The organism is Flammeovirga agarivorans, from assembly GCF_012641475.1.
Classification (GTDB): domain Bacteria; phylum Bacteroidota; class Bacteroidia; order Cytophagales; family Flammeovirgaceae; genus Flammeovirga; species Flammeovirga agarivorans.
The window spans coordinates 226,782-241,345 of sequence record NZ_JABAIL010000004.1; the positions used below are offsets into that span (position 1 = coordinate 226,782).

8 protein-coding genes are annotated in these 14,564 nt (G+C 33.4%); 2 read left to right on the forward strand and 6 right to left on the reverse strand.

The features are described 5' to 3' along the window. Positions 1 to 24 precede the first annotated feature (24 nt). From HGP29_RS13890 to HGP29_RS13905, 4 genes are all read right to left on the reverse strand, one after another. The gene (locus HGP29_RS13890; RefSeq protein WP_211093293.1) at positions 25 to 729 is read right to left on the reverse strand and encodes an LrgB family protein; all 705 of its coding nucleotides are present in this window, start codon (positions 727 to 729) and stop codon (positions 25 to 27) included. Then, entirely contained in the window at positions 713 to 1,072 is a 360-nt protein-coding gene (locus HGP29_RS13895; protein ID WP_168883025.1) for a CidA/LrgA family protein, read from the reverse strand. Before HGP29_RS13895 ends, HGP29_RS13890 begins: the two co-directional genes overlap by 17 nt. Before the next feature lie 124 nt (positions 1,073 to 1,196). Then, positions 1,197 to 4,655, reverse strand: coding sequence for a CHAT domain-containing protein (locus HGP29_RS13900; RefSeq protein ID WP_168883026.1), 3,459 nt, complete (start codon positions 4,653 to 4,655; stop codon positions 1,197 to 1,199). A 77-nt stretch (positions 4,656 to 4,732) separates the two neighbouring features. After that, positions 4,733 to 6,694, reverse strand: coding sequence for an OmpA family protein (locus HGP29_RS13905; protein WP_168883027.1), 1,962 nt, complete (start codon positions 6,692 to 6,694; stop codon positions 4,733 to 4,735). 233 nt (positions 6,695 to 6,927) lie between these two features. Between HGP29_RS13905 and HGP29_RS13910 the strand changes: the two genes are divergently transcribed. Then, positions 6,928 to 8,991 (forward strand): DEAD/DEAH box helicase, encoded by a 2,064-nt coding sequence (locus HGP29_RS13910; RefSeq protein ID WP_317169945.1) that lies wholly within the window; start codon positions 6,928 to 6,930, stop codon positions 8,989 to 8,991. Positions 8,992 to 9,168: 177 nt separating this feature from the next. Then, positions 9,169 to 11,502, forward strand: a complete 2,334-nt coding sequence (locus HGP29_RS13915; protein WP_168883028.1) for a TonB-dependent receptor — start codon at positions 9,169 to 9,171, stop codon at positions 11,500 to 11,502. An 83-nt stretch (positions 11,503 to 11,585) separates the two neighbouring features. Here HGP29_RS13915 and HGP29_RS28730 read toward each other — a convergent pair whose 3' ends face one another. Further along, complete coding sequence (locus HGP29_RS28730; RefSeq protein ID WP_211093294.1) at positions 11,586 to 13,094, reverse strand: cryptochrome/photolyase family protein; 1,509 nt, start codon at positions 13,092 to 13,094, stop codon at positions 11,586 to 11,588. Then, the gene (locus tag HGP29_RS28735; protein ID WP_211093295.1) at positions 13,095 to 14,564 is read right to left on the reverse strand and encodes a cryptochrome/deoxyribodipyrimidine photo-lyase family protein; all 1,470 of its coding nucleotides are present in this window, start codon (positions 14,562 to 14,564) and stop codon (positions 13,095 to 13,097) included. It abuts the gene before it with no gap.

Consider the following 14,564-nt stretch of genomic DNA (forward strand, 5'->3'; position numbering starts at 1 on the left):
TAAATGTGATAAGCCCTTATTTTATTAGAAGAAAAGTTCTAATAAAGCAGGAGTGACCAATGCGGTAAATATACCCATTAAACCAATGGACAATCCGCTGATAGCTCCTTCTAATACACCCATTTGAATAGCTGCTGCAGTTCCAATTCCATGTGCACAAGTACCCATTGATAAACCCTTTGCAATGGGTTTCTTAATACCAACTTTTTCAATGACAATCGGTCCAACGGTAGCTCCTAGAATTCCAACAATGATTACAAAAACAGCCGTCATGGAAGGGATACCGCCATTTTGTAGTGATACTCCCATGGCAATTGGAGTAGTGACAGATTTTGGTGCCATTGAAACAATAAGATCATAATCGGCACCAAATAGTTTTGCAACGATGATTACACTTACAACACCCATTACACTGCCAATAAATGTTGCAGAAAGAATTGCAATGGCATTCTTACCAATAGTGTGTAATTGTTCATATAATAAGACTCCCAATGCTACAACAGAAGGCCCCAACATAAAATGAATCATATGGGTGTTTTTCTGGTAAGTCTCATAAGGAACATCTGAATATTTTAAAACCACTATTAAACATAAGATCGTCAATAATACAGGGTTTAATAGAGGGGTCTTTAATTTCTGATAGATGGCTTCAAATAAAATAAATAGACCTAATGTAGCTGCCAACGCAAAGGTCTCACTTTCAAACAAATGATTAATTAGCTCCGTCATAGTCTTCGTCTTTTTTTCCTAATAATTGTCCTGTCCAACCTGCGGAGAACATAACAGCAAACATACTTACAACAATAACAACGGTAATCATTAACCAATTTTCAGAGAGAAGATCCAGGTAATTCATCATACCCACACCAGCGGGAATAAAGAATAGAGACATTCGTCTAGTTAAAGAATGTGCCGCATCTTTTACCCAATCATAAGGTATAATTTTAGTATATAGACAAATGAATAGTATTATCATTCCAATCACATTGCCTGGAATGGGTAAGTCTGTTATTTCATTGATTAGTGTACCCAAAGAAAGCATCACTAGGATCAACATAAATCCTCTTATCATTGTAGTTTTTGTTTTGATCTTATGACAAAGATAATAGACCAAATCTTTTGAAAACTGTAATGAAAATCATCTATTGGAATTATTAAAAAAGGGAATATTTACACTTTTAACTATGTAATACTGTTTAATTTACCATCACAAACGCTCCCCAGTAGTAGGGTTCAGGAAATTTCTTTTTCAATAGAATTTGGGCATTTTGGAAAGCTTTGGTCTTATCTTTTGTTTTAAACCATTCTTCATAAAAAGACTTCATCAATTGTTGGGTAGCCTCATCGTCTACACTCCATAAACTCATGATTATAGATTTTACCCCGGCGATACTAAAAGCATATTGTAACCCCGAAATGCCATCTCCTTCAGAGAGGTCTGAAAGCCCTGTTTGACAAGCTGAAAGCACTAATAGTTCTGTATTATGAAGATCTAGGTTTTTTACTTCATATGCGGTTAAGATACCATCATTTCCTTGATCAAAGATGAGCTGTATTGGCGTCTTTTTTCTTTTGGATATCTCTGAAAAAAATAATCCAGATTTTAATAATGAATTATTCGAGACAGGATTTCTTAGCTTTTCAAGATAAAAACCATGAGTGGCAATATGTAGTATTGTAGGAGAGAAGCCTAAGTTTTTTAATTGTTTTTCTGAAGCAGTTTCTTGAGTGAGTAACGTTACATCCCAACCTTCTTTTTTGAAGATTATTGATGAGCTAATCACCTCTTTTTCAGTACCAGGTAGTTGAGGTAAATGAAAGTCATATCCTACCTCATCAATGGTATTATGGCTTCCTCTTTGATTTAATAATTGTTCTCTTTTTAAATCACTAAAAATTGGGTTGCCCATCAAAACAATTTTCTTTTGATTAAAATGGACAGTATTTGTCTTTTTAATGGAGGCTGTACTAGTAACAATACTTATGTTATCTTCTTCAATTACATACTTTTCTGTTTCTGGGTTCTTTAATACATTTATGTTTATTGTATTAAATATACCGTCATTACTTAAGTATATTTTCTCTGCCGTCCAATTGAGTTCCTTTAGTTTATTTTTAATTGGTAGCCAAAAGTGCTCATATGGGGGCGAAGATGCATTTTTTATCTTCAATTTAAACGATCGACTATTTTCATAAATAGAATTAGAAAAGGAGTTGAGTCCTTCATTTTCTAATAAATCGGCATTGTTTAGAACAACAAACTTAGGGTTTTTAGCTTCTGATGATAATAGAAGAGCACCGTAGTAATCTTTAGTTGAATCAATGTTTTTTAGTTTAATAATTTCAATTGCAACCTCACCTTCGGAAAGGTTATTTTTTATTGATTCCCATTTGATCGCTTTCGTATATTGTACAGAGTCTTTGATATCTGCACTTGCGTATACAATAGATTTTTCAAGATTATTGATCTGTTGTACCTGTTCAAAAGGATCAAAATGTAAAGAATCTCTTTCCTGTTTTGTGAAAAAATTGGCCGCAGATAATTGAGAACGTTTTACAGCAAGATCATAGGCATAGTCCGTAAAATGGAGTTGTGTTCTGTAGTTGCCAAAAGATCGAATTCTGTTTTTTCGTTTAATTTCTTCAGTAAGGAAAAACTTCCTATAGTTTAACTGAATATTATAACATTGATTGATCATTTTCTGCGATTGCACTCCCTCATTATGCATCATAATGCTATTGAAAAAGATAAAAACATCTTTGTTATTATGGATGAAATTGATCTTTTCATCTTCAGAAGTGAACTTTAATTTTTGATCAAATTGATTGAGTCTGTTTTGGGTTGCTTTAATGATGATATCTTCTGCCAACTTATTATTCCCATTTAACGAGTGAACATAAGCCAACCTTGCTTGGATAGAAGGATAATACACAGAGTTTTTTGAGAAAACATTTTCTAATCGTTGATATTCTTTTAATGCATTTAGATAATTGTTTTCATTCAGATAGATCAATGCTCTAGCATTAATTATATGTAACCGATGATACTCTTTAGGTATTATTTCTAATTGTTCAGAGATGTGATCTGCCGAATCATAAAAGTTGATGGCTAAATCGAACTGCTTGTTCTTCTCTGCAATGATTCCTTTAAGGAAGAAATTTTTAATGTTGCTATAGTGATTATTACCAGTGATTTTTCTTGTATTATCATATATGGTTTCTAATTCTCCGTACTGCTTTTCATATTTACCCAAGGATAATTGTATTCTTATATGTGCCAATTGAAGCTTCTGATAATATATTGTATGCGTCAAATTTTCTTTTTCGAGATAGTTCAACTCTTTTCGAACAACATCTGTGACGGTATTTACCCTACCTAGAATTATACTTAATTCAACTAATGAAATCACCGCTTCTGTATACTGCGGGGAGTAATGTTTGGCTTTTAATTCTACAAAGGCCATCATTTCTAAGAGAAATTTTTCAGCATTAATAAAGTCTCCTTTATACATCGCTAAACTTCCTTTTAATCGTAAATGATAATATTGAACCTGTGCTTTATTGTACTCAATATCATCAGTTAAATCCAATAATGATTTTGCTTTATTGTAATGTCCTTGGCAAATATAAATATCCGCTAAGCTTAAGATAGCTTGAGCGTATTTATTTACATCATCATCATGTTTATTATATTTTTTGATGACCGTTTCAAATAAAGGAATAGCATTATTAAAATAGTTTTGTCTTTTATAAACTGTAGCGAGTTTAAAATTGGCATTATTGGTTAAGATATTATGATCTCCCAACATCTTTTGAGATACCTTTTGATACTTATTGTAGTAGTGTAATGCAATAGATAGTTCATTATTATAAAAATGAAGGTCACCTAATCGATACATAAGTTCTGCATACAAAACACCTGTAGTACGATTATTTTTATCAAAAAACGCTTCAGTATCTTTTAGTAGTTTTTGAGCATTTTCATATTCATGTCTGTCTAGATAAAGCTTAGCCAACAACACATTGATCCATTGATTATTGACTGCCATATGATTCCTCTTATCAAATGCCATATCTTTATTAAAAGTCATGGCTCTTTTGAAATAAGATAAACTGACATCATATCTCATTAAACCTTGATACAATAAAGCCCAATTGATGTTAGTGGCATTATAATCCGGATGATTTTCTCCCAACGTTTTTGTGTAGATAATCTCTACTTCATTAAGAAGGCTTTCAGCTTTTTCATATTCTCCTAACTGTATTAAGGCGAAGACTTTATAATTTAAAACGATTCCATAATCAGGGTACATCCAACCGGAGGAAATTTCTATGATACGTAAGGCTTCATCTAGAAAGTCCAAGGCGTGATTGTAATATCTAGCAGATATAAATATTTCGGAAGTTACGGTATATGGAATGACTAACTGTATATTATCATCTCCAAATTTCTTTTTTGATTCCTCAATCCATTGAAGACACTCATTTTGTGCTTTAAGTATTTTGCCCTGATGAACCAATTGATAAATAAAATCTGATATCCCTGCCGAATTATCGTTGGTATGTAAATTCGAAAACAGCCATGGACCGTCAGCGAAGGTATGTTGCTTTATGATGAAAAACGATATAAAAAGAAAAATGAATCTCACTTTCATAGGGCGGGTTAAATGATCGTCAGAAAAGGAATTAATATTGAGATTTCTTCAAGGATATATATTTATAAGACGTATTTTTATTTATTAATCTGTTCTAATTTTAATATTTTAAATTCAACTCTTCGGTTAAGTTTTCTGCCTTCTACTGTTTCATTGGGAGCTACAGGGAAGGTTTCACCTCTACCTACTGCTACAAGTTTATGTTCCTCAATACCTTTTTTTATTAAGTATTCTTTCACCGACTTGGCTCTTTTTTCACTTAACCATTGGTTATAGCTTTCTTTTCCTTGAGAATCTGTATAACCAGCAATTTCTACTTCTAAAATACTAGGTTCATTCTTAAGAAGAGCAACCACTCTGTCTAATTCATCATAAGATGACTTTTCTAGATAGCTACTGTTGGTTGCGTAGAAGATATTCTTAAGAGTTAAAGTAGAAGTTTCTTCAATGGGTAATAGGAAAAGGTTTTGCTGTGCCTTTACATCTTTCTTTTGAGTACTTAGATCAATATTTTCGGATTGAGAAAGGTACCCCGTTGCTTGAGCGAGATAACTATATTTTTTTCCTAGCGGTAGTGTGATAAAGTACTTACCGGTAGTAGCATTAGAAAATACAGTACCTATTTCTTCTTGTGTTTCAAGGTCTGTATAGATAATTCTTGCATGAATAGGTTGTTGACTAGTTTTATTCAAAGCAATACCTGATACTAAAGCAACAGGTTCCGGTGGAAGTAAAATAGGAAGTTTGATACTGTAGATATCCATATTCCCTTCAGCATTCCTTCTACTAAAATACCCTATATCACCACTAATCGGAATACAAAGATCCGTTTCATCTTCTTTTGTATTAACTGTAGAACCTAGATTTTCGGGAGTACTCCAATTTAGCCAAGTGTCATCCAACCTTCTAGCAGCAAAGAGGTCACTTCCTCCAAAGCCTTGATGACCTGTTGATGCAAAATAGAGTGTTTTACCATCAACAGAAAGAAAAGGAGAAGTTTCCTTACCTAAAGTATTAATCTTTTTACCTAACGATTTTGGAGTGGTCCAATGCCCATCTTTTTCTTTAAAACTAACATACAGATTCGAAGTATATTCTGTTCTGTTATCCGTGAGGGACATTAGCATTATTTTTCTACTGTTCGAAAGAAAAAAGTCTGATTTCTGTTTCAAAAGTTGAATGTTAGGTATGATAATCTGCTCTTGTTCAATCCAAATAGAATCTTTTAGCTCTAAGGTGGAAAGATGGAAGGATTCAGAATCCTGATCAATTACTGATAAGGCAGTAATACCGTCTGGTGATAATGCGGTAATATATTTATTTAAAAGATTTGAAGCGGAGTCAATTTCAACTTTACTAGCAACCCATTGTCCGAGACTATCTTTTTGAGCCTCATAGAGAAGAGGTATTCCTCCATCTACTCGGGTAAAAAGTAGTTTATCTCCTCTAATATCTAGTGTTGGTGATAATTCGTCGGCTGAAGTATTAAGAGGAGAACTTATTTTATTGGTAACAATCCCAGGAGAAAGATGATTGCTTACTTTAGGTTGAATACTTATAGTTGATGAAGATGTTGACACTCCAATAGCATCAATACCCGACATCCTAGTTGAGGTTAAACCATGCTGTATAACTTTAATCTGCTGTACAGGACCCCATTTTTTATTGATAAAAAAACTAGATAATTCACCTCCACTTTTAATGTAGGAAGGTTTTTGAGTGTAAATCACTTTTTCGTTTCCATTACCATCAAAAATGCTCACTTGAGCAATAGTATTATGATAAAACGCTTCTGAGATCAATATTTGATTTACACCCTCAATAGGTACGGCAAAACCAATAGTAATAGTAGCCAGACTATCTTCATTCGACATCCAAGCTAAAGGACTACTTTGCTGGTTATAGGATACATTTGGACTTCCTAATGCTTGCTCGGCACTATTCTGAAAATGATCGTATTGAGACGAATAACCGATTACATGATCTGCCCAGTAAATAGTTTGTGCATATAAGTAGGGCGTTGTAAGAGCCAGTATCAAAGTAAAAATTAACCGTATCAATAGAAAAAAATTATGTTGATGGAAACAATTCAACAAATGTTGACCTCATTACAATAATACATAATTTATTACTTTTCTTGAATTTATTGAGAATCAATCTCTCTGATAGAAAGAATATGATTATCTAATCGTTAACATTTTCATTTAATCTTCAAATCTGATTTAAAATCTAAGAGAAGCCCTTAACTTTGCAGCAAACATTAAATTCATTTATGAGTAATTCGAAAAGACTTTATATTGTTCGTCACGGACAAACGGCATATAACACAAAAAGGATAGTACAAGGAAGAAAGATTGATGCTGATCTTAACGAAAATGGTCAGAAGCAAGCAGAGTTACTATATGATGCTTACAAAAACTTTTCTTTAGATAAGTTATATGTTACTTCATTAAAGAGAACACATCAAACAGCAAAGGGCTTTATTGATAATGGGTTATCCTATGAAATTATGCCTGAGTTTGATGAAATGAATTACGGAGATTATGAAGGTAACTCTATCGATGATTGTGTGATTGATGGAAAAACTGTTCAAGACATTTCTGATGAATGGGAGAAAGGTAACTTTGAGGTTTTTCCAAAAGGGGGAGAACAATTAATTGAAGTTCTTCAGAGAGAGGCAGAAGGCTTAGAAAAAATCATGAAGAATGAAGAGGAGAGAAATGTAATGATTTGTATGCACTCTCGCTCGATCCGCGTCTTTCTTTGCTTGCTTTTGGACATGGACTTCGATGAAATGAAAAACTTCGCTCCTAAGAATACAGGTGTTACAACTATCGAATACAATGAATTTACTGGTGAATTTAAACTAATTGAATTTAATAATATCGATCACTTAGGTGATGATCCTGCACTTACATTTTTGCCAACTAAGCCTGGTGTGGAGGTTCCTGAATCTCCATCCCTAAATGAAAATGAAGAAGAGGGTTTCAGAAGATTTAAATTAAACAAGCAATTATATACTGTTTGTGATGAGATGGGCTATTCTGAGCCAACACCCATCCAGGAAAAAGCTATTCCACTTGTTTTGGCAGGACATGATCTATTCGGTATTGCCCAAACAGGAACAGGAAAAACAGCTGCATATTTACTACCGTTGCTATTTAAAGCGAAATATGCTCAAGGTAATGATCCTAGAGTATTAATTTTAGTGCCAACAAGGGAATTGTCAATACAGGTAGGTAAAGAAATTGAAAAATTAGCCAAGTATACAGGGTTAAGACATGCAGTAGTTTATGGTGGAATTGGCCCTAAAACACAAATTGAAGAAATAGAAAAAGGGATTGATATCTTAGTAGGAACACCTGGTAGAGTAATGGATATTTACTCAAGAGGTAAACTAAAGATGAAATCTATCAAATACATGGTATTGGATGAGGCCGATAGAATTATGGATATGGGATTCATGCCTCAGATCAGACAAATGTTGGAGATCATTCCAAGAAAACGTCAAAATTTACTTTTCTCAGCAACAATGCCTGATATTGTTGTAAGATTAAGTGAAGAGTTTCTGGAATTCCCTCAGCGTGTTGAAATTACTCCTCAATCAACCACCGCGGAGATGGTAGATCAATATGTATATTATCTACCTAACTTTATGACAAAACTCAAAATGTTAGAATACATGCTCAATGAAGAGGATAGTGAACTAACAAGAATTATTGTTTTTTGTAAAAAGAAAGATCATGCTAATGGCATTTTCCGCTACCTGGAAAGAAAAATTGAAGGTGATGTTAAGGTAATCCATGCTAACAAAGGGCAAAATGCTAGGATTAATAGTATTCAAGCTTTTAAAGAAGGAAATATTCGTGTTTTAGTAGCTACTGATGTTGCTGCTAGAGGATTGGATGTAAGTATGGTTTCACATGTGATCAACTTTGATGTTCCTGTGATGTATGAAGACTACGTACACAGAGTAGGTAGAACAGGTAGAGCAAATAATACTGGTACGGCATATACTTTCTGTAACGATGCTGAGAAATATCATTTGAGAAAAATTGAAAAATTGATCAATAAGGATATTCCTGTATTAGACCATCCTTTAGATCTTGAATTTGAGGAAACTCCAAAGGACGAACATCAAGATATGGCCAGAGAAATCGACCGCCAGAAGAAGATTGAAGATCCTAACTATCAAGGGGCTTTCCATGAGAAAAAGAAAAACAAGGATAAAGTAGATAAAAACCGTCGTTTGAAGAATAAGTCATCGATGGAGAAGCAAAGAGCAAGTGGTAAAATTTCTGCTTATATGGGCTCAGGAAGAAAGAAAAAAAAGTAATTTATTCTTATTATAGAATGAACATAAGGAGGGTTAAACTTGAAATAGAGTTTAGCCCTTTTTTTTAGTATTACTCATCAGATGTTTGTGAAATAATACTTCAGAAATTGACTCAAAGGAACTAATTTATTGATCAATAAATAGAAAACATCCTGCATAATTCTTTATTTTGCAAGTATGTTGCAGAAGTCTTTTTTTATTAGTGTATTTTTTATTTTATCTCTCAATACACTTTACGCCCAAGATTATAATTTTAGAGGTGTAGTACTTGATGAATCATCAGAACAACCTTTAGAAGGCGTACAAATTCAAGTCAAGGAAAAAGTAGTACTTACAGATAAATCTGGTAGGTTTTCTTTTACATATAATGAAGAAGTGGTCTCTATACATGTACACTTCTTAGGATTTCAAGATCTTGTTATCAATTTAAAAGAAGGAAGAAATAAAAAAGTATTTCTCACAGAAATTTGGGAAGAGTTAGATGAGGTAGAAATTCACGAACATGGTCATGATGAACTCTCCCTATCAGGGCTTAATATTTCATCTATAAATGCATATACATTAGAAGCTGAAAAAGGGACAACAATAGCAGAAACCTTAGCTAAAACTCCTGGAGTGTCATATATATCAACTGGTGTGGGTATTTCTAAACCTACAGTGAGAGGTATGGCAGGGTCGAGAGTTATTGTAAGTGTAGATGGTATAAAACTGGAAGACCAACAATGGGGCATGGACCATGGATTATCAGTAGGACAGTCTAATGTTGATGAAGTAGAAATAGCCAAAGGTGCAGCCACTCTTAAATATGGTTCAGATGGTTTAGGAGGGGTGATAAAAATGAAATCACCAGAACCTCTTGGTGTAGATGGGGTCGAAGGTAAAGTTGGCGTAAACTATAAAAACAACAATCAATATATCAGTGGAGATTTTAAGGTAAATGGTCAAAAAGATAACTTCTTCTTTCAATTTTCTGGAGGATATGAAGATTTTGGTAACTATAGAGTCCCTTCAGATAATTTTGCTTATTTAGGATATGTCTTTCCTCTTAACGATGGAATTTTAGTCAATACAGGAGGAACAATTGGTTCTTTTAAAACAGCCTTTGGTTGGGAAGGAACTCGCTGGGTGCACAGTATTTCTTACAGTATGTTTGATGAGGTAGTAGGTCTTTTTCCTGGAGCAACAGGTATTCCTACAAGTGGATGGTTAGATTCTTTTAATGATAAACGAAGACCAGAAGTGCCAAAGCAAGATATTCTACATCAAATGCTGACGTATAATTCTCATGTGGATATCTGGGGCGGAAATATTTGGTTTGATATCGGATATCAAAATAACAATAGAAAAGAATTGTCAGATCCCGTTCGACATGGTCGACCATTTGGCGAAGATGGATTTGTTGCGAATGGCCTAGTATTAAATACGATTACTTCTAATATACATTTTGATAAAGAGAGTGACTGGATAAATTGGGAAACTGGTATTTCGTATGAATTCCAAAAGAACGAAAGAAGTGGCTTTGATTTCTTGATTCCAAATTATCAGCAAAACAGTATAGGTGCGTACGGTATGTTTGGTATTCCTTTATCTGAAAAATCAAGTATTATAGGAGGTGTTCGATATGATCATATCTTCTTTACATCTGAAGCTTATACAGACCCATTCTTCCAAGATCCACCAAATTCTGGAAATCCATGGCAAAGAGTAGATGATATTAATAATGACTATGGTGCTTTTTCAGCGTCATTAGGTTATCAGTGGAAGATGTTTAAAGTCATCGATGCTAATACTAACATAGCAAAGACATTCAGAGCACCAAAGGCCAACGAATTGGCTTCAAATGGAGTACATCATGGTACATTTAGACATGAAGAAGGTAACCCAGATTTATCTCCAGAACAAGGGTACCAATGGGATGTCAATCTGGGATATGGTTCCAAAAAGGTATCAGTTAGTCTAAATCCCTACTTTAACTATTATACTAACTATATCTATCTTACTGCCAGTGGACAACCATCGCCTTTGCCAGATGCAGGGCAGATTTATAAATACATAGAGGCAGAAGGCTTTTTCTGGGGATATGAGTTTTCTTTCAATTGGAATATCACAAGAGGGTTAAAGTTTAATAACTCTATTGAATATGTATATTCTGAAAATACTGAAAGAGGAAGATCTTTTTCTTTTATTCCTCCATTAGCTACACATAATGAATTAACATATACCCATACAGTAATTAGTAAATTCTTTACAAAACCATTTATAAGTGCTAATGTGGAATTAGTACAAGCTCAAAATAGAGTTGATATTAACGAGTTACCAACAGATGGTTATTATGTGATGGGATTAAAATTAGGTACAGGTTTTAGCCTAAATAAGTTTTATGGCAACTTAATTTTTAGAGTAGATAACCTGACCAACAATGAATATATGCGTCATTTATCTCGTTACAGAATACTGAACTTGGCAGAGCCAGGGAGGAACTTCTCTGTTAGTATTTCATCTTGGTTCTAACAACAAAACATATATAGTTCTATAAAAGAAAAGCTTATGAAGTTGATGTTCATAGGCTTTTCTTTAATGATTTAGTAGTTCTATTAAAACAAATTTTCTTGTCTAGTGGGGAGTTGAAAATGGATACAAAAATGTTCTGCATAAGCTAAATGATCATTTTTTTTATCTTCTGACATTTTATCAAAACTACTAATGAGCATTCTGAGCCTTGGATTTTTATTGATGATATTTCTATGTTTATCCATGAATCTCCAAAATAAACCATCCCATGTTTTTTGCCAATCACCTCTTTTGTAATTACTCATTTTAATGATATAGTTACTACTACTTATATAAGGTTTTGTTGCCATAAGCCCACCATCCGCAAACTGACTCATACCATATACATTGGTAACCATCACCCAATCATAAGCATCTATAAATAATTCCATAAACCACTTATAGACTTCATCAGGATTAAATTCACATAAAAGCATAAAGTTACCCATTACCATTAGCCGTTCAATATGATGACAGTAGCCAGTTTTTAATATTTTCTTAATGGTACTATCTACTGGTGGAATACCCGTTGTTCCATCATAAAATGAAGGTGGTATTTTTTTATGAAACCCAAAGAAGTTTTTTGTACGTTCTTCACTTCCTTTTACCTCATAAATACCTCTAATAAATTCTCTCCAACCTATTATCTGCCGGATCAGTCCCTCAGTAGAATTAATAGGAATTGATTGATTCTGATTTGAGAACGATAAGATTTGTGAAATCACATAGTCGGGGGTAAGTAATCCAATGTTTAACAATGGAGAAAGTAAACTATGGTTTAGTACCAATTCAGTTTGAACGATGGCATCCTCAAATTCTCCAAAATCTTTAAAACGTTCTTTTAAAAAACAATCCAACCACGTTTTTGCTTCATGAAAGGTCGTTGGATAAACCGAAGTAGGGTCAATAACTCCGTAATGATCAGTGAATTGATTTTCTACTTCTATTACCGTTTGATGATCACTATTTATTGTATGGAAACCTGTAACAGGAGGTGTTTTTCCTTTCGGATATTTCTTTCTGTTTGCATCATCAAAAGACCATTTATCGCCGACAGGCTCATTTTTCTCGTTAATGAGAATCTGATATTTAAGTCTTTGCTGCTTATAAAATGTAGCATGAAAAAACTTCTTTTTGTCCTTCTTGAAAAAAATGAGATTATCTTCTTTTGAGTTTAAAAAAAGAGGAGATTTTAACTGATGTAGAATTAATTTATTTTTCTTGGCACTTGATTTTACCCTTTGTTCGAGCCAATTGTCCGTTGGGTCGATCATGAAAATTTCTTTGTGATCTATAGAAATATAGGTTTCTATCACATGTCGTATATCTGATTCCTCTTTAGATTTTCCTTTCCAATGAATCACTTTATAACCTTTATTCTTAAGATATTCAGCATAATATTCCATAGTTAACTTATGGAATAAAATCTTTTGTTTATGAAATTTATATTGGTGGAAAAATAAATATTCTTCTATTAAGAGGTAGGTTTCACAGTGTGTTTCAAATAAAGGTGATTTTTCAAATAATTGGTGAGGAAAGACTATTGCAATCATTTATATAGCTTTTGAGGGTTGATTTCGGGTATGTAAAACTAAAATGCGTTCGACTTCCCGTTTTACAATGTCCGATTTTTTGAAAGAATAGATTTTATCTCTAGCTTTTTTAGCACTAGCTTTTAAATCAACAATGGGATCGGGGTATTCGTAATCACTAAGACCATTAAATGCCAAATCTAACCTTGTCATGGTCCATGGTTCATGAATATATCGAATGGGGACATCTTTTAATTCGGGAACCCATTGTTTTATAAATTTACCTTCAGGATCATGATCTTCAGATTGTTTAACTGGATTGTAAATACGTATTGTATTGATTCCTGTCGTTCCTGCTTGCATTTGAAATTGAGTATAATGAATGCCAGGTTCGTAGTCTAAAAATAATTGTGCAAGGTGGTAAACTCCGTTTCTCCAATCCTGATCCAAGTGATGGCATAAAAAACTAACCAGCATGGCTCTCATTCTAAAATTAATCCAACCTGTAGCTTTTAGACAACGCATACAGGCATCAATCATTGGGTAGCCTGTCTTACCCACCTTCCAAGCTGATAGGAGTATGCGATTATTTTTATGTGTAAGGTTTTCAAATGCAGGGTTGACACAATTGGTCTCATAAGTACATTCAGCTTCAAACTTTTGTATAAAATGACAATGCCATTTTAATCTGGTAATAATTCCGTTGAAAGCTCTTTTATTTTTATCGAAACTTGGGTGGTGTAAGATATGTTGATAAGCTTGTCGTATTGATAAATTACCCCAAGCAAGATAAGGTGATATTCTTCCACAACTCTTTCTACTTTCTAAAGGCTTGGATATGTATCTATGGTAGCTTTTTCCTCTTTCCTCGGTGAAAGAAGATAGGTACTTCCATGCATAAAGTTCTCCTGCAGGTTGATATAAAGTATTGTAATCTTTTAGTACTTTTATTAATGAAGTAGGAAGGGAAAAAGAATGCTTCACTTCAACAGATTGACAATTCGTATAATTATTTTGAATTGTAGGCATGGTCATCTCCTGTTTCCAAGCCTTGTCCCAACCATTCCGATTTTTAATCCCTCTAATAATACCGTCTCTCTGATATTCTGACCATTTCGAATTATTTTTTTTTAGTAATTGATGAACTTCAATATCTCTTTCGTAAGTGATTTGTATTCCAGATTCTTGATAGCTAAATACATTTCTTATCGTAAATAACTGAGATAAATATTGAAAGACATTGAAAGATTCCCCGTAAAATAATTCAACCCTATGATGTGAACTTTTTAACTGTTGGTTCATTTGTAAGATTGAATGATAAATAAATTGTAAATGCCTTTGTGATGTATCATCATATGAGATCATCCTTGGTTCAAAAATGTAAATGATAAGGTAGGGTAGGTTACTCTTATTCGCATGGAAAAGTGGTAAATGATCCTGTGTCCTTAAATCCCTTTTAAGCCAAACAATATTTATTTCTTGAGTAGACAT

Bases quoted from the DNA above. Each gene is read 5' to 3' on its own strand.
- HGP29_RS13915 (WP_168883028.1), top strand. From the start codon at position 9,169: ATGTTGCAGAAGTCTTTTTTTATTAGTGTATTTTTTATTTTATCTCTC.
- HGP29_RS13890 (WP_211093293.1), bottom strand. From the start codon at position 729: ATGACGGAGCTAATTAATCATTTGTTTGAAAGTGAGACCTTTGCGTTG.
- HGP29_RS28735 (WP_211093295.1), bottom strand. From the start codon at position 14,564: ATGTCTACTCAAGAAATAAATATTGTTTGGCTTAAAAGGGATTTAAGG.
- HGP29_RS28730 (WP_211093294.1), bottom strand. From the start codon at position 13,094: ATGATTGCAATAGTCTTTCCTCACCAATTATTTGAAAAATCACCTTTA.
- HGP29_RS13895 (WP_168883025.1), bottom strand. From the start codon at position 1,072: ATGATAAGAGGATTTATGTTGATCCTAGTGATGCTTTCTTTGGGTACA.
- HGP29_RS13900 (WP_168883026.1), bottom strand. From the start codon at position 4,655: ATGAAAGTGAGATTCATTTTTCTTTTTATATCGTTTTTCATCATAAAG.
- HGP29_RS13910 (WP_317169945.1), top strand. From the start codon at position 6,928: ATGAGTAATTCGAAAAGACTTTATATTGTTCGTCACGGACAAACGGCA.